This is a genomic window from Nocardia veterana NBRC 100344 (assembly GCF_000308855.1).
In the GTDB taxonomy this organism is placed as follows: domain Bacteria; phylum Actinomycetota; class Actinomycetes; order Mycobacteriales; family Mycobacteriaceae; genus Nocardia; species Nocardia veterana.
The window spans coordinates 22,918-42,155 of record NZ_BAGM01000053.1 but is presented as its reverse complement, the minus strand read 5'-3'; the positions used below and the strand labels follow the sequence as shown (position 1 = coordinate 42,155).

The window sequence follows — 19,238 nt, the reverse complement described above, 5'->3', positions numbered from 1 at the left end:
GGAGTTGACACAGTGGAGGGGTGGGACTCTACGGCGAGCAGGTGCTGCCGCGGTTGATCGACCGGGTCTGCGGGATGCGGGCGAACGATCGGCTGCGCCGGCGGGTGTGCGATGGGCTGCAGGGGCGGGTGCTGGAGGTCGGATTCGGATCCGGCCGTAACGTCCCGTTCTACCCGTCCGGAGTGAGCCGGGTGAGCGCGGTCGAACCCGTCGATCTGGGGTGGCGATTGGCGGCCGGACGGGTGGCGCAATCACCGGTGCCCGTGGAACGCGCCGGTCTCGACGGGCAGGCCCTCCCCTTCCCGGACAACAGTTTCGACAGCGCGCTGTCAACCTGGACGCTGTGCACGATTCCCGATATCGCGCTCGCGTTGCGCGAGATCCGCCGAGTGCTGGTGCCCGGTGCGGCCTTTCACTTTCTCGAACACGGGCTCGCGCCCGATGCGAAGGTGCGCCGCTGGCAGGATCGGCTCGATCCGCTGCAGCAGGTGATCGCCGGCGGCTGCCACCTCAACCGCGATATCCGGCGATTGCTGGAGGACGCCGGGTTCGAGATCACCGAGGTGGACCGGTTCTACGACTCGCCGGCACCGAAGGCGTTCGCCGCGCTGTCGCTGGGCGTCGCGATCTCGCCCTGACCGCGCGCCGGTGTCGACCGAAAAGACCGGCGGTCGAATGGGATTCGGCCGCCGGTCGCGTCGTCACCGCGATGCGGCGGAGTCGGCCGGCCAGCCCCCGTAGGGCACGGTCAGCAATTCCAGGTAGTGACCGCTCGGATCGAGGAAATAGATTCCGCGACCGCCGTCGTTGTGGTTGATCTCGCCTTCCCGCTGTTGTTGCGGGTCGGCCCAGAACGACAGGCCCCGCTCCCGGATCTTCGCGAAGGCCGCGTCGAATTCGGATTCGGAAACCAGCAGCGCATAGTGCTGCGGCTGAATATCGGTGATGTGCGGGGGGATTCGAGCGAAATCGAAGGTGACGCCGTTGTCGACGGTGACCGGGATGAACGGCCCCCACGGGGTACCCACACTCAATCCCAGAATATCGGCCCAGAACTGCGCTGATTCCCGATTGTCACGGCAGCCGACGATGGTGTGATTGAACTGAACGGACAGTGGATTTCTCCTTGGTCATGACGATCCCGACCCCGGACCGGTACCAGTCGGCCTACGGGAGCATCGCCACGAATCCGACACTAACCCACCGCACTCGACCGTGCCAACCGCCGGGCCCGCCACAGCGCATCGCCGGTGAAGATCGCCAGCGCGATCCAGATGAGGGTGAAGCCGATCCACCGCGAGGCCGGCATCGGCTCATGGCCGACCAGCACACCCCACGCCAATTGCAATGCGGGAGTGAGGTATTGCAGGATCCCCATGGTCGACAGCGGGACGCGGGACGCCGCGAAGGCGAACAGCAGCAGCGGGACCAGGGTTACCGGCCCGGTGGCGATCAGCAGCGCGGTATGCCCGGCGCCGTGGCCGAATTCGGCGCCGCCACGCAGACTCAGCGCAATCGCCACCGCCAAGGCGAAGGGCGCCGACACCACCCCCTCGGCGGCGACGCTGCGCATCGGATCGAGGCGGATCACCTTCTTCACCAGACCGTAGGTGGCGAACGAACAGGCCAGGACCAGCGCGATGACCGGCGGCCGCCCGTAGTCGACGGTGAGCACCAGCACCGCGGCCCCGCCCAGCCCGAGCGCCACCCACTGCGGCCACACCAGCCGCTCCCGGAACAGCACCACCCCGAACAACACGGTGACCAGCGGGTTGACGAAGTAGCCGAGCGCGCACTCCACCACATGCCCGGAGGTCACACCGTAGACGTAGGTGCCCCAGTTGATCGAGATCGCCGCCGCGGCGACGGCCGCCAGCCGCCAGGTGCGGGCGTCGACGGCCCACAGTTCGCGCAGCCGCCCGGCCGCCCACAGCAATGCGACCACCAGCACCAGCGTCCATAGAATGCGCTGGACCAGGATCTCCACCGGACCGGCGAAATCCAGGAGTCCGAAGAACGCGGGAAACAACCCCCAGATCAGATAAGCGCCGGCACCGACCGCCACTCCCCCGCCGCCACCGGAGAACCGGTGGCGCCGGATGCCGCCGGCTTCGTCCGCGCCCGACCCGTCCACATCTCCGGCCTACCGTTGTGTTCCACGCACCCACACGTCGCGCACGCTACTTCCGTCCGGCAGTACCTGTCGAGCGCGTTTCGGACGATCACACCATCGGCGGCGCGATCAGCAGGTCGGCCTGTGGGAGCCGGACGACGCCGTCGAGATACCGCTGGCAGCGGCCGGTGAGCAGCACCCGGTCACCGGCGAGCAGGCAGCGCAGCCGGCCGCCGCGTGCGGAGAGCTGCCGGGCGGTGAGCTCGCGGCGCCCCAGATCCCGTGACCACAGCGGCGTGAGCTGGGCGTGGGCGGAACCGGTCACCGGGTCCTCGTCGACGCCGACCGCAGGGGCGAAGAACCGGGAGACGAAATCGGCGCTCTCGCCGGGGGCGGTGAGAATCACCCCGCGCGCCAGCGGCGGGAAGGCCGCGAAATCCGGGCATGCCCGGCGCACCTCGGCTTCGCTGGCGACCACGACCACCTCGTCCTGGCCGGTCAGCACGCGCAACGGCCGCACGCCGAGCGCCGCGATCAGATCGGGGTCGGGCACGGTGTCCCGGGATTCGACGGCCGGGAGGTCCAGAACGAGTTCGGTGCCGTGCCGACCGACCGCGAGCCAGCCGCCGCGGGTGTAGAAGTGCACCCGGTCCGCCAGGGGATGCATATCGTCGAAGATCTGCGCCGCCGCGGCGAGAGTGGCGTGTCCGCACATGTCCACCTCCGTGACCGGGGTGAACCAGCGCAACCAGAAGGCGGGACCGTCGCCCGGCGGCAGCCCGGCCGCCGGCGGTAGCGCCGAGGTGTAGAAGGCGGTTTCGGACAGCTGGTTCTCCTCGGCCAACTGCTGCAGCAGCTCGTCGGGCAGCCACCCCAGCAACGGCATCACCGCCGCCGGATTGCCCGTGAACGGCGCATCGGCGAACGCGTCGATCTGATGCAGCAGGACCTCCATGAAATCGACGGTACCCGCGGGGTGAATCGATCCGCGGCACAACGATGTTCACGGCGCGCCATACCATGCGACCAGTTAGGGCCGCCCGGTCCGGCCCGCCGAGCCGGGCCGAAACCGTGGCGAAGGCCGAAATCTCTTCCGCGTCAGCGGGTCCGGCCGGGCGAATCCGGGAACAGGTGCCGCTGTTCGCCGGTCACCATCGCCGTCACCCACCAGGCCACCTCGACCAGCACGATGCCGATCGCCCCGCAGACGAAGGCCGCGCCGGTCAATTCGGCGTTGGAGGGGTCGAGTTTGAAGAAGTGGCGGGTGAACGGCACCGTGAACAGGATCAGATACCCCGCGATCGAGCCACCGATCAGCACGATCTTCCACCACGCCCACGGCCGGGCCACGATCGCCAGGACCCATACCGCGATCACCAACAGCGTGATCAGCGCCGTGGTGCCCGCTTGGACCTTCTGCGTCTCGGTCTCGGCGGCGCCCTGGTAGGCGATCAGGTACGCGATGAAGGTCATCACGCCGATCACCACGCCGGACGGGATCGCCAGCCGCAACACTCGGGGGACGAAACCCGTTCGCGCCCTTTCGTTGTTGGGCGCCAGCGACAGGATGAAGGCCGGAATGCCGATGGTGAACCAGGCCGCGATGGTGACGTGGCGGGGCAGGAAGGGATACGGCAGCGGGTCGTAATGGAAGATCTGCGAACCGATTCCGGCCACCCCGACCAGGAACGCCAGCAGCACCGAGTACACGGTCTTGGTGAGGAACAGATTCGAGACCCGCTCGATGTTGCCGATCACCCGCCGGCCCTCACCGACCACATAGGGCAGCGTGGCGAACCGGTTGTCCAGCAAGACGATCTGCGCGACCGCACGGGTGGCCGGACTACCCGACCCCATCGCCACGCCGATGTCGGCATCCTTGAGCGCGAGAACGTCGTTGACGCCGTCGCCGGTCATCGCGACGGTGTGCCCCCGCGACTGCAGCGCGCCGACCATCGCGCGTTTCTGGTCCGGGCGCACCCGGCCGAAGGTGGTGTGCTCGTCGAGCACCTGCGCCAGCTCGTCGCGCTCGTCCGGCAGGCGCCGGGCATCGACGGCGTGATCGCCGCCCGGCAATCCGAGGGAGGAGGCCACCGCGCCCACCGAGACGGCGTTGTCGCCGGAGATCACCTTGATCGAGACATCCTGTCCCGCAAAGTAATCCAAGGTTTCGCGGGCATCCGGGCGGACCTTCTGCTCCAGCACCACCAGGGCCTGCGGCGTGACCGTCCGCGGTGCGGCCGGATCGTCGACCGGACGATCAGACGAGGCCAGCAGCAGCACCCGCAACCCCTGTGCGCCGATGTCCTGTGCGGTGGCCGCGATCGCGGAAGCCGGGTCGAGCAGCACATCCGGCGCGCCGAGCAGCCAGTTGCCGTGCTCTCCGTAGGAGATCCCGCTCCACTTCTTGGCGGAGGTGAACGGGGCCACCGCGGTGGATTCCCAGCCCGGATCCTCCGTCATCGCCTCGGCGATGGCCTGCACGCTGGCGTTGGGGCGAGGATCGTCGTGCGCGAGCGCGGCCAGCACCGCACGGAGCCGTGGCTCGGGGGTGTCTCCGACCACCCGGAGCTCGGCCAGGCGCATCCCGTTCTCGGTCAGCGTGCCGGTCTTGTCGGCGCACACCACGTCGACACGCGCCAGCCCCTCGATCGCGGGCAGCTCCTGCACCAGGCATTTGCGCTGCCCCAGGCGCACCACGCCGACGGCGAAGGCGATCGAGGTCATCAGCACCAGCCCCTCGGGCACCATCGGCACCAGGGCGGCCACCATGCCGTTGAGCGCGGTGCGCCACGACTGATGACTGGAGAACAATTGGTTGTAGATGGTCACCAGGCCGGCCGGAATCAGCAGGTAGGTGATCACCTTCAGGATCGTGTCGATACCCCGGCGCAGCTCCGAGTCGACCAGCGTGAACTTGGACGCTTCGGCGGCGAGCTGTGCGGCGTAGGCGTCCTTGCCGACCTTGGTGGCCCGATAGGCGCCGGAACCGGCCACCACGTAGCTGCCCGACATGACCTTGGCACCGACCGATTTGTCGATGGGGTCGGCCTCGCCGGTGAGCAGTGATTCATCGACTTCGAGCAGTTCGCACTCGACGACCTCGCCGTCGACCACGATCTGATCGCCCGGGCCGAGTTCGATCAGGTCGTCGAGCACCACCTCCTTCGGCCCGATCTCGGTGGCGGTGCCGTCGCGGCGCACCACCGGTTTGGCCTGGCCGACGATCGCCAGTTTGTCCAGGGTGCGCTTGGCGCGCAGCTCCTGCACGATGCCGACCACACTGTTGGCGACGATCAGCAGGCCGAACATCCCGTCGATGATCGAGCCGGTCGCCAGCACCAGGACGAACAGCACACCGAGGATGGCGTTGATCCGGGTGAAGACGTTGGCGCGAACGATGTCGGCAACCGATCGGCTCGCGCGGTCCGGCACATCGTTGGTCTGCCCGTCACGAACGCGCTGTGCCACCTCGGCCGCGGTCAGGCCCGATGCGCGCGTCTGCTGCTCGGTGATCGACATGCTGCACAGCCTAGAGCGTTTCCGGCGAATCGGACGGCACCCGCTCCCGCGGCCGGCTCCCGGCAACATTCGGGCATCCGGCTTGCCGCGTCGACCGACTCGCCGCCCGGATGCTCAGTGATCCGGGACCGCGCCGTCGTCGGGACCGGGACCCACCACGTCGGTCTGCTCCGGCAGCAGCGGCAGCACCGCGAACGCCCCGGCGGCGGCATCCGGCGGCAGCGCCTGCACACCGCGGACGTCCGGTTGTGCGGCCAGCCCGCGCAATTGCGCCAGGGTGCCGCGCACCACCAGATTCACCACGCATGCGCAGCCGGCGTGCAGCCGCGCGGCCGACACCGCGGCGATGCGACGCGAGCGGTCGTCGTCGGCCTGCGCATGATCCATCGCGCCGGCCGCGGCCGGTTGCGCGGCCCGCACGGCGGCTGCCCCGGCCGGGACCGGCACGGTGATCACCGGGGTGTACACCCGGTCGAGCGGGACGTGAAAGAGCACCTGCGAGATCCGCAGGCCACCGGTGAGACCGAGCACGGCCTCGGTATCGCGTCCCGCGCGCAGCGCCACCAGCGCCCAACGCGGCGCGGTATCGGCTCCGATCAGCGAATCCTGGGCGCGCGCAAGGTAATCCGGCACGCGCTCACCGGAATCCGGACCGAGCCGATCGGTGCCGAGCACCGACGCCCGCGGCGGCCGGGCCGCGCCGATCGCGACCAGCGCCACCACCAGGATCACCGCCACCCCGGCACCGAGTACGGCGCGGCGCCGCTCAGTCGCCCGCATCGCCGCTTCTGCGTTCATGCCGTGCGCAGGACATCCAGCGCATGTTCCAGATCGTCGGGATATTCGCTGGTGATCTCGATCCAGCGTCCGTCGGCCGGATGGGCGAAGCCGAGACTGCGGGCGTGCAACCACTGCCGCTGCAGGCCGAGCCGCTCGGCCAGGCGGGGGTCCGCGCCGTAGGTCAGATCACCACAGCAGGGGTGGCGGATCGCGGAGAAGTGCACCCGGATCTGATGGGTGCGTCCGGTTTCCAGGTGGATGTCGAGCAGGCTCGCGGCCTGGAAGGCCTCGACGGTGTCGTAGTGGGTGACACTGGGGCGACCGTCGGCGGTGACCGCGAATTTCCAGTCGTTGCCACGGGCACGGCCGATCGGCGCGTCGATGGTGCCGCTGGACGGGTCCGGATGTCCCTGCACGAGGGCGTGATACCGCTTGTCCACGGTTCGCTGCTTGAAGGCCCGCTTGAGCATCGTGTACGCGTGTTCGGACTGCGCCACCACCATCACCCCGGAGGTGCCGACGTCGAGACGGTGCACGATGCCCTGCCGTTCGTGGGCGCCGGAGGTCGAGATGCGGTAACCCATCGCCGCCAGCCCGCCCACCACCGTGGGTCCGGACCAGCCCACCCCGGTGTGCGCGGCGACGCCGACCGGTTTGTCGACGGCGACGATGTCGTCGTCGGCGTAGAGGATCTTCATGCCCTCCACCGGGGTGGCCTCCACGGTCAACTCACGTTTGGGTTCGGGGAACTCCACCTCCAGCCACGCGCCGGCGACCAGCCGATCGGATTTCCCGGCCGCCACCCCGTCGATCTGCACCGCCCCTTCCTCGGCGAGTGCCGCGACCGCCGTCCGTGACAGGCCCAGCAACCGCGAGAGCCCGGCATCGACCCGCATGCCGTCCAGGCCGTCCGGGATCGGCATGGCTCGCGTCTCCCTCATTCGCCGCCCTCCGCATCACCGGCGTTCTCGTGGTCGCGGGCGCGGGTGCCGTCGGGCTCGAAGCCGAAGACGGTGAGCGCCACCAGCAGGATCGCGCCGCACACGATCGCGGAATCGGCGACGTTGAACACCGGCCACCACCTGGTCACCGCGATGAAGTCGATCACATGGCCCTGCAGCGGCCCGGGCGAGCGGAACAACCGGTCCACGAGGTTGCCCAGCGCGCCGCCGAGCACCAGGCCGAGCCCGATCGCCCAGCTCAGCGACCGCAGCGTGCGTCCGATCCGGATGACGCCGATGACCACCGCGACCGCGATCAGGGTCAGCAGCCAGGTCATCCCGGTCGCCATCGAGAACGCGGCGCCGGAATTGCGGATCAGGGTCAGGCGTACCACGTCGCCGATGATCGAAATCGGTTCCCCCGGCGTCATCTTCGCCACCACCAGCGCCTTGGTGCCCAGATCGACGGCGAGCACGATCGCGGCGATCACCAGCAGCCACGGCAGGCGCCGCGGGAACGGCGCAGCGGCCGCCGCGGCGTTCTCGCCGCCGGCGCCCGCATCGGTGCCCGGGCCGGCCGGGTCGCGATCGTGCGTGCCGGCTTCGTCGTCGTCGCGGTCGGCGTCCCCGCCCGCCGCGCCCGCGCGCGGTGGTTCATCGGGGTCGTCGAGGTGCTGCTCACGCGGCCGGTCCGTATTCACAGCTAGACATCATTCCTTATGGCTTCACCGGCCCGTCGCGGTGTTGTCACCGGGACAGCGGCGAGCGAGCTGTCAAAGCTGTTTTTCAGGAACCGGTCGTACCCTGTTCGGCGTGACGCTGTTGTCTTCCCACTCCTGTGCTTCGGTGACCGGTCTGCGCCCCGCCGGCGCGCCCGGCCGGGGCCCGACGGCGCGCGCCGCGCGGTCGGGGGTGCTGTTGATGGTGCTGGCGGTCACCCTGTCCGCGCTCGGCGTCGGGTGCAGCGACAGCACCGAGGCCACCAGTGATGCGGAAGTGGAACCGTCCGGGCTGGGCAAGGAGGTCACGATGCCGATCGCCGCGGCGGTCGCGACTCTGGTCACCCCCGGCGAGGAACCGCGTTCGCCGCTGCGCCCGGCCATCCGGCCCGGCACCTCGCAGCAGGTCACGCTGCGCACCGATCATCACATCGAACAACAGATCAACGACCAGGACGCGGGCGACTTCTCACCCCCGGCGGTGACGATCCCGCTCACCGCGCAGACCGATCACAACGGGATCGACCTCACGCTCGGGGCGGTGACCTCCACCGACCCCGCACTCGCCCAGCAGTTGTCGAACGCGGACGGCTCGCACGCGGGGTTCCGGATGAGCGACGACGGAACGATCACGTGGTTGCGGCTCACCACCACGCCGGCCACCCCGGAGGGCGCGCGCGCGGCCCTGGAGCGCGCGTTCACCCAAGCGGTCCACCACGCGCTGGCCTTCCCGACCGAGCCGGTGGGTGAGGGCGCGGTGTGGACGGTGCACCAGCAGGTCGCGGGTGAACTACAGCCGAGCGAGGTCGACCAGGTGACCACCGCGACGCTCACCAGCCGGGTCGGCAATCTGGCCACCATCGCGCTCGACATCACGCAGACCCCCAAGTCGTCGGCGTGGAGCCTGCCCAACAACGCGGGTTCGCTGGACATCATCGACTACGCGATGCACGGCACGGGGACGGTCACCGTCGATCTCGGCTTGCCGCTGCCCGTCGCGGGCTCGGTGAGCATCGGCGGGCGCCTGTCCTATCTCGAACCCCGGTCGTCGGTGATTCTGCGCCAGAATCTCAGCACCCGCATGCAATGGGACTCGTGAACGCTTGTGCCGCACCGTGATTCGGCAGGCCACGCGGGGACGTGGGATTCGGTGACCCCGACGGCGGCGTGATGATGTCCGCCCGATCCGACGAGGAGGAACGATGCGACCCGTAGACGACATCCGGACCCAGGTGCGATGGGGCGCGTGAGGAAGGCGGCGGCGGTGCTCGCGGGCGTGGTGGCCGGCGTGAGCGCGTGCGGTGGCCACGACGACGGACTGCCCGCACTACCGGCCACCGTCACGGCGCCGCCGATCACCTCGCCCGCCGTCACCGATTCGGATGTGCTGCGGTCGCTGCTGCTCGGACCGGCCGATGTACCGGCGGGTTTCACCCCACTCGACGACGCGGCGCCGGGCAACGGAGCGATGCCGCAGGATCGTTCCCGCACCGACCCGGCCCGCTGCGCGAAAGTGCTGGCGCCCCTGGGCGATCTGCACTCCCGCCCGTCCGCCCGAGGTGCGGTGCACTACTCGTCGCCGAATTTCGCCAGCATCGACATCGATATCGCCAGCTACGCCGACGGCGGTGCCGCGCAGGCCTTTTCGGCGGTGCAGCAGCTGCTGCACGACTGCCGCAGCTACTCCGGCACCGACGCCGACGGCACGTCGGTCGACTATCGCGTGGGCGGCCTGGATCAACCGAAGGCCGGTTCGGCGTCGACCTCCTTCCAGGTCCGCACCACCAGCGATGGCATGTCGCTGTATTCGGCGGCCACCGTGGCCGTCGTCGGCAGCAGCATCGTCCAGATCGCCGAAACCTCACCGGCACAGGTCGATCCGGCGGCGCTGCAGGACCTCACCGCGAAACAGATGCGCCGGTTACAGGGCGTCGCGGGTCCGTAGCGGCCGCGGGACCGCGCGGGCGCCGACGAGCTCGGCGCCCGCGCGCCTCACCCCCAGGCGGTGTTGATGTGGCCCGGATTCCACAGGCCGCCGTGCGTCTGCCGGGTGACCGTCGGCACCGCCGCGGTGGCGGTGGTATCGCGGGGTGTGAGCCGCTGCAGCTCACCCCAGTCTCGATACCAGTCGTCCTTCAGATACGTGGCCAGGGTCTGGGAATTCGACAACTGCTGGCTCCAGCCCAGCGGACCGCCGCCGTCGTGGCTCTCCCACAGCGTGGTGTCGTGTGCGGCGGTACGGTCGGGCAGAATCCGCCAGTTCGGAATCTGCGCGATGCCGTCACGATGGTCGTAGGGCCGCTGGCACGGGAACTGCAGGCCCACCGCCCAGTCCAGCAGCACCGGGCTGCGTGAGCCCACCATGTCCTGCAGGGTGCTGGTGCGCGGCACCCGGGGCGGGGTGAGCGCCACCCACTGGTTCGGGTCGCGGCTGGTGTCCTCGGCGACCAGGCGGATGACGTCGGCCTGCGCGGGAATCCGGTCGAAGGGTACCCGCAGATTCCGCCAGGACGGGGTCGGGCCGATATCGATGGGGACCACCGAGCCGAGCGGATGCGCTCCGGTCGCGGAATCCGCTGTGCCGTATTCGATTTCGACGCGCTGCCCGGGGGTGGCGATGCCGTCCTTGTCGATCGACCGGATCCGGCCGGCCGCGGTCACGGCGATGATGCCGGTGCGGTCGGCGGCAGCGGGCAGCCGATACCAGCCGGTGGTCAGTTGGGCCGGATCCTGCTGACCGGCGGTGCCCAGCTCGGGCGTGGTCGCCGAATCCAGGCCGAACGGCAGTGGCGCACCGGCCATCTGGGTTCCGGCCTCGCCCTGATTCTTCCCGCTGTCGAACGCGCTGGAGATACTGCTGCTGTTGGTCGGTTCCCCTTCCGGCGTGAGATCGCCAACGCCGTTGGGGACGAAGCCGGTGGCGCCCGCGGTGAAGGTGGACTGCGCGTCACCGGTCAGCGGCGCCAGCATCGAGGCATTGGGATCGGTTTCGACGAGGACGTCGTTGGCCAGCCCGCACGGCTTGCCCAGTACCGCATCGACATTCGAGCGAGCCAGCGAGAAGGCCGGATACTGGGCGACCGCGCCCTTGGCGAAGGAGGCCAGTTCGAACACCACCAGCAGCGCGGCGGCGACGGTCAGCGGCGGAATCTTCGCCCATTGCCAGCCGAATCGCGAAATCCGGTGTGGCGTACCGGGTTCCGGTGCCCGCACGTGCCACCAGCCGGCCACGGCGAGCAGCACCACCGCCACCGCCAGGAACACCTTGCTGAATCCGAAGCCGTGGATCGACGGCGGCTTGTCCCACCACGGGATCCCGTAGCTGGATACGTACCACCACTCGTTGACGCTGGTGAAGATCTGCGCCATGACCAGCGCAACCACTGCACCGAACAGCGCCCGGTTCCGCGGTGACCGCATCACCCGCGGACCGACCGCGACGGCGGTGAGCACCGCCACCGCGCCGGCCAGACCCGCGTAGACCCCGTTGTGGTGGGTGAACTTGGTGGGCGTGGTGGCCATCAGCAGCATCGAGGCGAAGGTGATGCCGAGCAGCCGGCGCGCCGGCCCACCGGCGGTGAACGGAATCCGCCCGCCCTTGCGCAGCAGCACGAACACACAGACCAGCAGGCCCAGCCACATCGCCACCATGCCGAAACGCCGGCCGATGGAACCGTCCGCGGTGGGCATGAACAGCCACTGATAGTTCAGGTAGTCGTTGTACCAGGGGTCGGACGGCCCGACGGCGGTGTGCACGCGGCGCATCTCGAACATGGCCGACAGCGGCTGCACCGCAAAGGCGAACGCCAGCACCAGGGCTCCGGCCGCGGCCAGCGGCGCCAGCAGGGCGCCGTATCCGCGCACGAGTGCCCAGCGGGAGCGCGCGCCGGTTGCCGGATCGGCGGCCAGCTCCCCGGCCCGGGCACTGCCGAACCGGAACACCGAGCGCATCCCGGCCAGCAGCGGCGCCACGCAGATCACACCCGACGGCGCGGCGGTGAAGCTGAAGGCCGCCACCAGGATCGCGATCGCATAGGGCAGCAGGCGCCGGGTCGCGATCGCCCGCTCCACGAAGCACCAGGTCAGCAGGACGCATACGGCGATCACCGGCTCCGGCCGCAGCCCGTTGTTGTAGGGCAGCCAGACCGCGAGGAAGATCAGCGCACCGGTCCACACCGCGATTCGATCGTGGCGGACGGCGACGCCGAGGCGGGGAATCACCTCCCGGCTCAACGCCAGCCAGGTCACCACCCCGGCCAGCAGGGTCGGCAGCCGCATCCACGGACTCGCGGTGCTGATCTCCGTCATGTGCGCGATGATGTCGTACGGCGGTGTGCCGACCGGATTTTCGGGCACCCCGAAGAACCGGAAGTAGTTGGCCATGTACCCCGACACCAGGGACGCGCGCGCCATCCCGAACTGGTAGCCGTCGTCGGAGGTGGTCGATCCGATGAAATGCCACACCACCAGGCTGCCCAGGACCGCGGCGTCGACCATGCCGAAGGTCCACCACCGCTGCGGCAGCCAACGGCGGATGCGGCGGCCGTCGAGCCGGTCCAGCCGGAACAGCGCGGCCAGCGCGATCAAGGTGAACACGACCGCCAGCACGGTCGCGGTCCGCTTGATCACGGTCGGCACCACCGAGAACCGGCTGTCCACCTCGGCGGTGACGGTGGTACCGGCGGCCGCGGTCAGATCGCTGTAGACGCCGACCAGCTGCGGACGCCAATCGCCCTGCAGCGTTACCGGTTTCACCTCGGCACCGGTGAGAGTCGCGGTGGTGTGCGAGATTTCGGAGTGCACGGCGAAGGTGCAGCCGGTGCCGAGCCGATCCACCGGCACGCTCACCAGCGCCTGATTGCGCAGTACCGCCTCGAATTGGCCGGGCCTGCCGTCGGTTCCGGGCCGGACCCGGGCGACGAAGCCGTAGCGTTCCAGATCGGGCGCACCGTCCGGCATGGTCGCGGTCAGCGTCGAGCCCTGCTCGGACAGGTGGGTCAGGGCCGCGCAGGGAATCGTGGCGTCGAAGCTCAGCGGCGCGTACGACACCAGCGGCGCATCGATATTGCGGATCGAGTCCTGCTGCGGCCACGACAACGTGGTGTGGTCCACCCGGACCGGCAGCAGCGGCACCGCGATGGCGCACAGCGCGCCCAGCAGACCGGCGATCAGGGCGATCGGCTGCGCCCAGCGGGCGAGTCGTGACCGGTCGATCCGGTGTCCCTGTCCTGCCGCGGGCGTGTCGTCCGCCCTCACCATCGTCTCGGTCACGGAGGCAGATGCTAGCGCGGGCCGTCATCGGCGAACGAAGTCGTCCGCCTTTCTCAGCCTTTGTTTAGTTTTGCTTCGCATCGGCCGCGGGATACCGCCTCGTCCTCGCCCCGCCCACACGCACCGGCGCGGAGACGGCGGGGGCCGGCACCCCGGTGCGGGATGCCGGCCCCGGCCGGTACGGCGCGAACTACTCGCACGCGGGCGACTGCTGCCCCAGGTTCTTCAGTCCGGCGCAGGCCCAGCTCTTCTGCAGCTTCCACTGGTTTTCCTGGGCGACGAACGGAACGTCGGCCTTGGTCGGCGCGCCACCGTTGACGGAGAAGTCCACCTTCGCGGTCAGCGTGTCGCCGCCCAGGTACGCCACGTCGGTGACGTTGATCTTGGCGTTGTTCTGCTGATACGCATCGGTCAGCTTCTGCATCATCTCGGGATCCTTGGCCAGCGCGTCCTGGCCGTCCTCGAGCCACTGCGCCTTCTGCGCGGCCGGCACGTTCGGATCCAGCGCCTGCGCCAGCTCCGAGTTCAGATCGGCGACCGTGGGCACCGGCGGCACTTTGGCGGCCGAGGTGGCCGCCGCCTTGCTCGTGGTGGACTTGTGGCTCGAGTGCTTGTCACCGCTACCGCAGGCAGACATGCCGAGCGCAGCCACGACAGCCAGGGTGGCGACCGCGATGCGTCCAGTCATCTGAAGCTTCAATGCTCGTCCTTTGCGTTCGAGTTGGTCTGGTTCCGTTCACGTGACAGCTCCCACCCGACCGGCGGCAGTGCACGAGTGGCCTCACGCTACCCGCCAAGTTTCAACGAAGACTAAGGAGCGGATCGGCCGGGGCGAGATCGTCATCGTCGGCAGCGAACGTATACGCCGGGCCCGGTCCTGTCGAGCGGGTCTCGAAACGCACGGTCACCCGGCCGTGCCCACTGCCCTGCACCCAGCCGTGCCCGTGCGCCGGATGAGTGACATCGCGTCCGGGATACCAGAATTCGGTCGTGTAGGAGCGCGTCGGCGGCGGCACCACCGGTTCGGCATCGGCCGCGGGAGCCGCGATGGGCTCCTCGAACAGCGCCTCCGATACCGCCCCCGGGTCGCGATCCAGTTCGGGGAACAGCGATTCCTGCCGCACCGCGGACAATCCGCCGAATCCGACGCCCACCAATCGGATCGAGCCGAGTTCGACCGGGTCGATGGCCGAGCGCTGGGCGGCGGCGGTCAGTGTCGCCAGGTCGGCGGTGGCGTAGGGCAGGGTGAGCGAACGGGTCACGATGCCCATATCGCCCTTCTTGAGTTTGAGCACCACCGTGCGTGCCGCCCGCCCGTCGCGCAGCAGCCGCCGGTGGGCCGCGGCGGCCATCGCCTCGATCGCCGGGCGCAACTGGGCCATGGTGACGATATCGGTTTCGTAGGTGGTTTCCGCGCTGATCTGTTTGGCCTCGGCCCGTTCGGTGACCGGGCGGTCGTCGATCCCCCGGGCCAGCCGGTGCAGCGCCGCCCCGACGCTGCCACCGAGCAGCGAGACCGCCTCGGCCTCCGGCAGGGCCGCGAAGGCGCCGACGGTTTCGATCCCGACCGAGCGCAGCCGATGTTCGGCCACCGGTCCGATTCCCCACAGCTTGCGCACCGGCAGCCCGGCCAGCAGCGTCTGTTGATCGGCAGGCGAAATCACCCGCACCCCATCGGGTTTCGCCAGCCCCGACGCGATCTTCGCCAGTTGCTTACCGGTGCCCGCGCCGACCGAGGCCACCAATCCGGTGCGATCGAGGACGGCGTGGCGCAGCCCCTCACAGAACTCGCGCACCTGCGCCACGGTCGCACCGGCGAGTTCGGCGGGCTCGCCGAAGGCCTCGTCGAACGACAGCGTCTCCAGCACCGGAATGCGGGCCCGCAAGGTATCGAAGACCTGACCGCTGACCTCGGAGTAGACCACCCCGCGCGGCGGTATCACCACCGCGGTGACGCCGACCAGCCTGCTGGCCTGATGCATCGGCATCGCCGAGCGCGCACCGAACACCCGCGCCTCGTAACTGGCTCCGGCCACCACCCCGCGCCCGCCCATTCCACCGACCAGTACCGGCCTGCCGCGCAGGGTCGGCCGGGTGAGCTGTTCCACGGAGGCGAAGAACGCGTCCATATCGATGTGCAGCACCCAGCGTCGCGCCGCGACCCGCTCCCCCGCGGACGCGGGTGCGGTCGCCGTCACCGCCACCCCTGGACCGCGCGCACGGACCGGAGTGCGACAGCGCCGCGGGCCCCGCCCTGCCCGGCGCCTGCGAGATTGCTGTCGGATTCCTGTGCCTCCGGCCGGGGGCACGCCGCCACCGCCACACCCGCGCCGACCCCGGCGAATACCTTCTGACCAGGCACGAGCCGTGCCGTAGCCGAAGCGGGGACAGAGTGCATACCCGGAAATCTACGCGCGGGGACCGACATATCCGACGGCGAGAGTGTGTGATGATCGGTTCATGAGCATCCGTAAGGCCGTGATCCCCGCCGCCGGAATCGGCTCCCGCCTGCTGCCGCTGACCAAGGCCATCCCGAAGGAGATGCTGCCGGTCGGCGACAAGCCGGTGATCGAGCACACCGTGCGGGAGCTGGTGGCCTCCGGGATCACCGATATCACGATCGTGGTCAGTGGCGGGAAGTCGCTGATTCAGGACCACTTCCGCCCGAATCCGGCGTTGGTGGCGCAGTTGCGCGCCGACGGCAAATCCGCCTATGCCGACGCCGTCGAGGAAGTCGGCGAACTGGGCCGGCTGGGTCACATCACCTATCTCGACCAGCACGGCCCGTACGGCAACGGCACCCCGGTCCTCAACGCGGCGCGCACGCTGGGCGACGAGCCGATGCTGGTGCTGTGGCCCGACGACGTCTTCGTCGCCGAGGTACCGCGGGCCCAGCAGCTCATCGACGCCTACAACAAGACCGGGTCGGCGGTGCTGGCGCTGATGCCGATGGATCCGGCCGACTCGCAGCGTTACGGCGTTCCGGTGGTCGAGGACTCCTTCGAACCCGGACTGATGCGCATCAGCGGCCTGCGCGAGAAGCCGAAGCCCGAGGACGCCCCGTCGGCCTACGCCGCGATCGGTGGCTACGTGGTCACGCCGGGCATCGTCGACGAACTGCGCAAACAGGTCGATCAGTGGTACACCCACCGCACCGGCGAGGTGTATCTGACCGATGCGATCAACGTGTTCGCCGCCGAGAATCCGGTGTACGGGCAGGTGATTCGCGGCCGCTGGTACGACACCGGTAATCCGGCGGACTATCTGATCGCGCAATTCGCCTCGGCCCTCAACCACCCCCAGTACGGACCGCTGCTGCGCGATCTGTGCAAGGAGTGACGGGCGCCTACCGGACGGGACCGGACGGGCGATCGCGGGTGCGCCGGGCCTAGCCGCCGTCCGCGGCGTTGTAGCGCGCGAGGTAGGCGGCGAACCGGGCGATATCGTGGTCGTCCCACTCGTCGAACCGTTCGACGATCGCCGCGGTCCGGGCCCGCTCCGCGGCCGCCGCGACCCGTCGGCCCGCCGCCGTCGCGCGCAGGATGTGGTTGCGCCGGTTGGCCGGATCGACCTCCTTGACCAGGTAGCCCTGCTTCTCCAGCGCCGCCACCTGCCGGCTCATCGTCGATTTGTCGAGCACGAAATACTCGGCGAGCTCGGTGGCCAGGCAGCCGTCGCGGTCGATGACGAGATCGAGAATGCTGTAGGCCACCAGCGGCAGATCGGGATGCAGTTCGGCCGCGCGCCCCCGTGCCCGCCGCGCGAAGGCCGTGAGCTCACGCTGGATTGTTCGGATCGCCACAGTACGGGACGGGTATGGTTTCGCGCCCTTCATGGTTGTATAGTACAACAAATAATAGTTGCATTTACCAACCTTTGGAGCAGAGCGATGTCCTCATCCCAGCTCCGGCACCTCGCCGGACATCTGCTGACCCCACTGCTGATGTGCCTGGGCATGGGCCTGGCCTATCTCGGCGCCTTCCATCAGCCCGAGCCCGACCACCTGCAGGTGGCGATCGTCGGCGACAGTCCGCAGGTGAAGGTGCTGGCCCAGACCCTGAAGGACCGGGCCGGCGACGCGCTGGACGTGGTGACCCTCGACAACCGCGCCGAGGCCGTCGACCGACTCCACCACCGCGATCTGGCCGGTGCCTTCGTTCCCGATCCGGACCACCCGGAACTGCTTGTGGCCCGGGCGAATTCGGATACCACCGCCATGGCGGTGGAAACGGTGTTCGGCACGGTGACGGCCCAGCAGAACGTGCCGCTGCACACCACCGACATCGCGCCCACGGCCGGTGGCGACCCGACCGGTCAGGGCCTGTTCTTCGTCCTGGTCGCGCTCAGCATCGGCGCCTACGGCAGTGTGGCCGCCATCAGCGTGGCCGGGGCCGGTGCGTCGATGGCGGTGCGCGCACTGACCGCGGTCGCCACCTCGTTCGTGGTCAGCGTGATCGGCATCGTGCTGGCCGGACCGATCTTCCACATCGTCGACCACGACTACGCCGCGATCTGGGCGATGGGCTGGCTCTACGCCGCGGGCATCCTGTTCGTCGGCATCGGACTGCATCCGTTCCTGAAGCGCTGGACCACCCTCGCGGTCATGGTGCTGTTCGTGATGCTCAACTTCACCACCTCCGGCGGCATCTACCGGCCCGAGCTGCAGAACGGTTTCTTCGGCGCCCTGCACTCCTTCTGGAACGGCGCCGGATTCGTCGAGGGTGCGCGCAGCCTGCTCTACTTCGACGGCAACGGAGGTCTGGCGGGCAGGATCACGAGTCTGGCGCTGTGGTTCGCGGCCGGGGCGCTGCTGGTCCTGGCGGGCGCCCGGCACGAACGCCGCGGTGCGGCGGCCGCATCGGGTGCGCACGCAGTCGGTACGACGCCCACAACGCCCACATCCCGCGCAGTGATCGCGGCCGGCCCGGCCGAACGCGAGCAGGCCGCCCGGACCGACCTCGATGAGGATGCCGAGGAGGAACTCGAACAGGCCGTCGGGGTGTGATGTCGCGGCCGACGCGATTCGCCGGTTCTAGAAGAACCGGCGAATGGCGTAGATGTCGAAGTCGCTCAGCGGCGTCAGGCCGATCGGCACACCCGGTGAGTGCGCGTTGAACAGCATGCCGCCACCGGCATAGATCCCCTCGTGGGAGCCGTCGTCGTTGACGATGACCACATCGCCCGGCATCATCGCGCCGAACGGCACGGCACTGCCGGCCTTCGCCTGTTCCCAGGTGGTCCGCGGCAGCATGATGCCGACCTGACGAAACGCCCACTGCACCAGGCCGGAACAGTCGAAGGCGTTCGGCCCGGTGCCGCCCCACTCGTAGGGCTTACCGGCCTGGGTACCGGCGATGCTCAGGGCGATCATCGCCCGCGGGCTGGGCAGCGGGAGGGCCGCCGAACCACTGGCACTGCCCGATCCGGACCCGCTACCGGAACCGGAACTACTCCCGGAATCGGCCGAACCGGAGGAACTGCCGGTATCGGCCGGCGCCGCGAGAACCGGTCCTGCCCAGATCGAGAGGGAAACGACCGTCACGGCGACGGCCGTGAGATATCGAGAGAATCTGCGCGTAGACCCGCGCTCGGATGACGCTGCCATGTGCTCGCCCTTCGGTAGGCCATGCCACCACCAGGGCGCGCCGACCGGCGATCACACAGCACACAGCAGAGAACTGGGATGGCCGCTTCCCCACGGACACCTCAGCCGGTCGACTACCAGGTGGTGCACTTGTTCAACGGGGTCGATCGGGAACAACACACAAGCTCAACTAGACGGTGACAGTTGCTGTGGCATAGCTGTTTGTAGCGCAAGTCACAGCGACACCACAAGTACCAATGTGCAACCGTGACCCGTTCGGCCCCACCGACCACATCCCGAGGTCAGTC

At 69.3% G+C, this 19,238-nt stretch carries 17 protein-coding genes; 5 read left to right on the top strand and 12 right to left on the bottom strand.

Features of this window, described 5'->3' with window-relative positions; translation table 11 throughout:
• Positions 1-20 precede the first annotated feature (20 nt).
• Positions 21-638 (top strand): class I SAM-dependent methyltransferase, encoded by a 618-nt coding sequence (locus tag ON37_RS09110; protein WP_040718412.1) that lies wholly within the window; start codon positions 21-23, stop codon positions 636-638.
• Positions 639-701: 63 nt separating this feature from the next.
• Here the strand turns inward: ON37_RS09110 and ON37_RS09105 are convergent, their stop codons facing one another.
• From ON37_RS09105 to lspA, 7 genes are all read right to left on the bottom strand, one after another.
• The gene (locus tag ON37_RS09105; protein ID WP_040718411.1) at positions 702-1,115 is read right to left on the bottom strand and encodes a VOC family protein; all 414 of its coding nucleotides are present in this window, start codon (positions 1,113-1,115) and stop codon (positions 702-704) included.
• 80 nt (positions 1,116-1,195) lie between these two features.
• Positions 1,196-2,101: an EamA family transporter RarD gene (gene rarD / locus ON37_RS09100; protein WP_040718439.1), complete on the bottom strand. Its 906-nt coding sequence runs from the start codon at positions 2,099-2,101 to the stop codon at positions 1,196-1,198.
• A gap of 121 nt (positions 2,102-2,222) precedes the next feature.
• A complete protein-coding gene (locus tag ON37_RS09095) occupies positions 2,223-3,068 on the bottom strand; it encodes a PhzF family phenazine biosynthesis protein (protein ID WP_040718410.1) in 846 nt (281 codons plus the stop codon).
• Positions 3,069-3,211: 143 nt separating this feature from the next.
• On the bottom strand, positions 3,212-5,635 hold the full coding sequence (locus ON37_RS09090) for a cation-translocating P-type ATPase (protein WP_040718409.1): 2,424 nt from the start codon (positions 5,633-5,635) through the stop codon (positions 3,212-3,214).
• Between the two features lie 114 nt (positions 5,636-5,749).
• Positions 5,750-6,433, bottom strand: coding sequence for a hypothetical protein (locus tag ON37_RS09085; RefSeq protein ID WP_245553123.1), 684 nt, complete (start codon positions 6,431-6,433; stop codon positions 5,750-5,752).
• Positions 6,430-7,356, bottom strand: a complete 927-nt coding sequence (locus ON37_RS09080; protein WP_040718408.1) for an RluA family pseudouridine synthase — start codon at positions 7,354-7,356, stop codon at positions 6,430-6,432. Before ON37_RS09080 ends, ON37_RS09085 begins: the two co-directional genes overlap by 4 nt.
• Positions 7,353-8,057, bottom strand: a complete 705-nt coding sequence (gene lspA / locus ON37_RS09075; RefSeq protein WP_083892839.1) for a signal peptidase II — start codon at positions 8,055-8,057, stop codon at positions 7,353-7,355. Before lspA ends, ON37_RS09080 begins: the two co-directional genes overlap by 4 nt.
• 112 nt (positions 8,058-8,169) lie before the next feature.
• On the opposite strand from lspA, the gene ON37_RS09070 reads away from it, so the two are divergent.
• Both ON37_RS09070 and ON37_RS09065 read left to right on the top strand, forming a co-directional pair.
• Positions 8,170-9,174, top strand: a complete 1,005-nt coding sequence (locus ON37_RS09070) for an FMN-binding protein (RefSeq protein ID WP_245553122.1) — start codon at positions 8,170-8,172, stop codon at positions 9,172-9,174.
• A gap of 138 nt (positions 9,175-9,312) precedes the next feature.
• On the top strand, positions 9,313-10,020 hold the full coding sequence (locus tag ON37_RS09065; RefSeq protein WP_040718407.1) for a sensor domain-containing protein: 708 nt from the start codon (positions 9,313-9,315) through the stop codon (positions 10,018-10,020).
• Between the two features lie 47 nt (positions 10,021-10,067).
• Here the strand turns inward: ON37_RS09065 and ON37_RS09060 are convergent, their stop codons facing one another.
• The 3 genes from ON37_RS09060 to ON37_RS09050 all read right to left on the bottom strand — a co-directional run bounded on the left by ON37_RS09060 (position 10,068) and on the right by ON37_RS09050 (position 15,475).
• A complete protein-coding gene (locus ON37_RS09060; RefSeq protein ID WP_085997255.1) occupies positions 10,068-13,334 on the bottom strand; it encodes an arabinosyltransferase domain-containing protein in 3,267 nt (1,088 codons plus the stop codon).
• A 202-nt stretch (positions 13,335-13,536) separates the two neighbouring features.
• Positions 13,537-14,034: a WKL family lipoprotein gene (locus ON37_RS09055; RefSeq protein ID WP_157171393.1), complete on the bottom strand. Its 498-nt coding sequence runs from the start codon at positions 14,032-14,034 to the stop codon at positions 13,537-13,539.
• Positions 14,035-14,146: 112 nt separating this feature from the next.
• The gene (locus tag ON37_RS09050; protein ID WP_245553127.1) at positions 14,147-15,475 is read right to left on the bottom strand and encodes a DNA polymerase IV; all 1,329 of its coding nucleotides are present in this window, start codon (positions 15,473-15,475) and stop codon (positions 14,147-14,149) included.
• 331 nt (positions 15,476-15,806) lie between these two features.
• Between ON37_RS09050 and ON37_RS09045 the strand changes: the two genes are divergently transcribed.
• Positions 15,807-16,685 carry a UTP--glucose-1-phosphate uridylyltransferase gene (locus ON37_RS09045; RefSeq protein ID WP_040718404.1) on the top strand — a complete coding sequence of 293 codons (879 nt, stop codon included), beginning with the start codon at positions 15,807-15,809 and terminating at the stop codon, positions 16,683-16,685.
• A gap of 49 nt (positions 16,686-16,734) precedes the next feature.
• Here ON37_RS09045 and ON37_RS09040 read toward each other — a convergent pair whose 3' ends face one another.
• Positions 16,735-17,148 carry a MarR family winged helix-turn-helix transcriptional regulator gene (locus ON37_RS09040; RefSeq protein WP_040718403.1) on the bottom strand — a complete coding sequence of 138 codons (414 nt, stop codon included), beginning with the start codon at positions 17,146-17,148 and terminating at the stop codon, positions 16,735-16,737.
• Positions 17,149-17,235: 87 nt separating this feature from the next.
• On the opposite strand from ON37_RS09040, the gene ON37_RS09035 reads away from it, so the two are divergent.
• Positions 17,236-18,351: an ABC-2 transporter permease gene (locus ON37_RS09035; protein WP_040718402.1), complete on the top strand. Its 1,116-nt coding sequence runs from the start codon at positions 17,236-17,238 to the stop codon at positions 18,349-18,351.
• Positions 18,352-18,378: 27 nt separating this feature from the next.
• On the opposite strand, the gene ON37_RS09030 is transcribed toward ON37_RS09035, so the two are convergent.
• A complete protein-coding gene (locus ON37_RS09030; RefSeq protein ID WP_040718401.1) occupies positions 18,379-18,888 on the bottom strand; it encodes an NlpC/P60 family protein in 510 nt (169 codons plus the stop codon).
• Positions 18,889-19,238 lie beyond the last annotated feature (350 nt).

Coding starts and splice junctions, on each gene's coding strand:
- ON37_RS09095 (WP_040718410.1), bottom strand. CDS start 3,068: ATGGAGGTCCTGCTGCATCAGATCGACGCGTTCGCCGATGCGCCGTTC.
- ON37_RS09090 (WP_040718409.1), bottom strand. CDS start 5,635: ATGTCGATCACCGAGCAGCAGACGCGCGCATCGGGCCTGACCGCGGCC.
- ON37_RS09085 (WP_245553123.1), bottom strand. CDS start 6,433: ATGAACGCAGAAGCGGCGATGCGGGCGACTGAGCGGCGCCGCGCCGTA.
- ON37_RS09080 (WP_040718408.1), bottom strand. CDS start 7,356: ATGAGGGAGACGCGAGCCATGCCGATCCCGGACGGCCTGGACGGCATG.
- ON37_RS09065 (WP_040718407.1), top strand. CDS start 9,313: ATGGGGCGCGTGAGGAAGGCGGCGGCGGTGCTCGCGGGCGTGGTGGCC.
- ON37_RS09060 (WP_085997255.1), bottom strand. CDS start 13,334: ATGGTGAGGGCGGACGACACGCCCGCGGCAGGACAGGGACACCGGATC.
- ON37_RS09055 (WP_157171393.1), bottom strand. CDS start 14,034: ATGACTGGACGCATCGCGGTCGCCACCCTGGCTGTCGTGGCTGCGCTC.
- ON37_RS09050 (WP_245553127.1), bottom strand. CDS start 15,475: ATGGACGCGTTCTTCGCCTCCGTGGAACAGCTCACCCGGCCGACCCTG.
- ON37_RS09045 (WP_040718404.1), top strand. CDS start 15,807: ATGAGCATCCGTAAGGCCGTGATCCCCGCCGCCGGAATCGGCTCCCGC.
- ON37_RS09035 (WP_040718402.1), top strand. CDS start 17,236: ATGTCCTCATCCCAGCTCCGGCACCTCGCCGGACATCTGCTGACCCCA.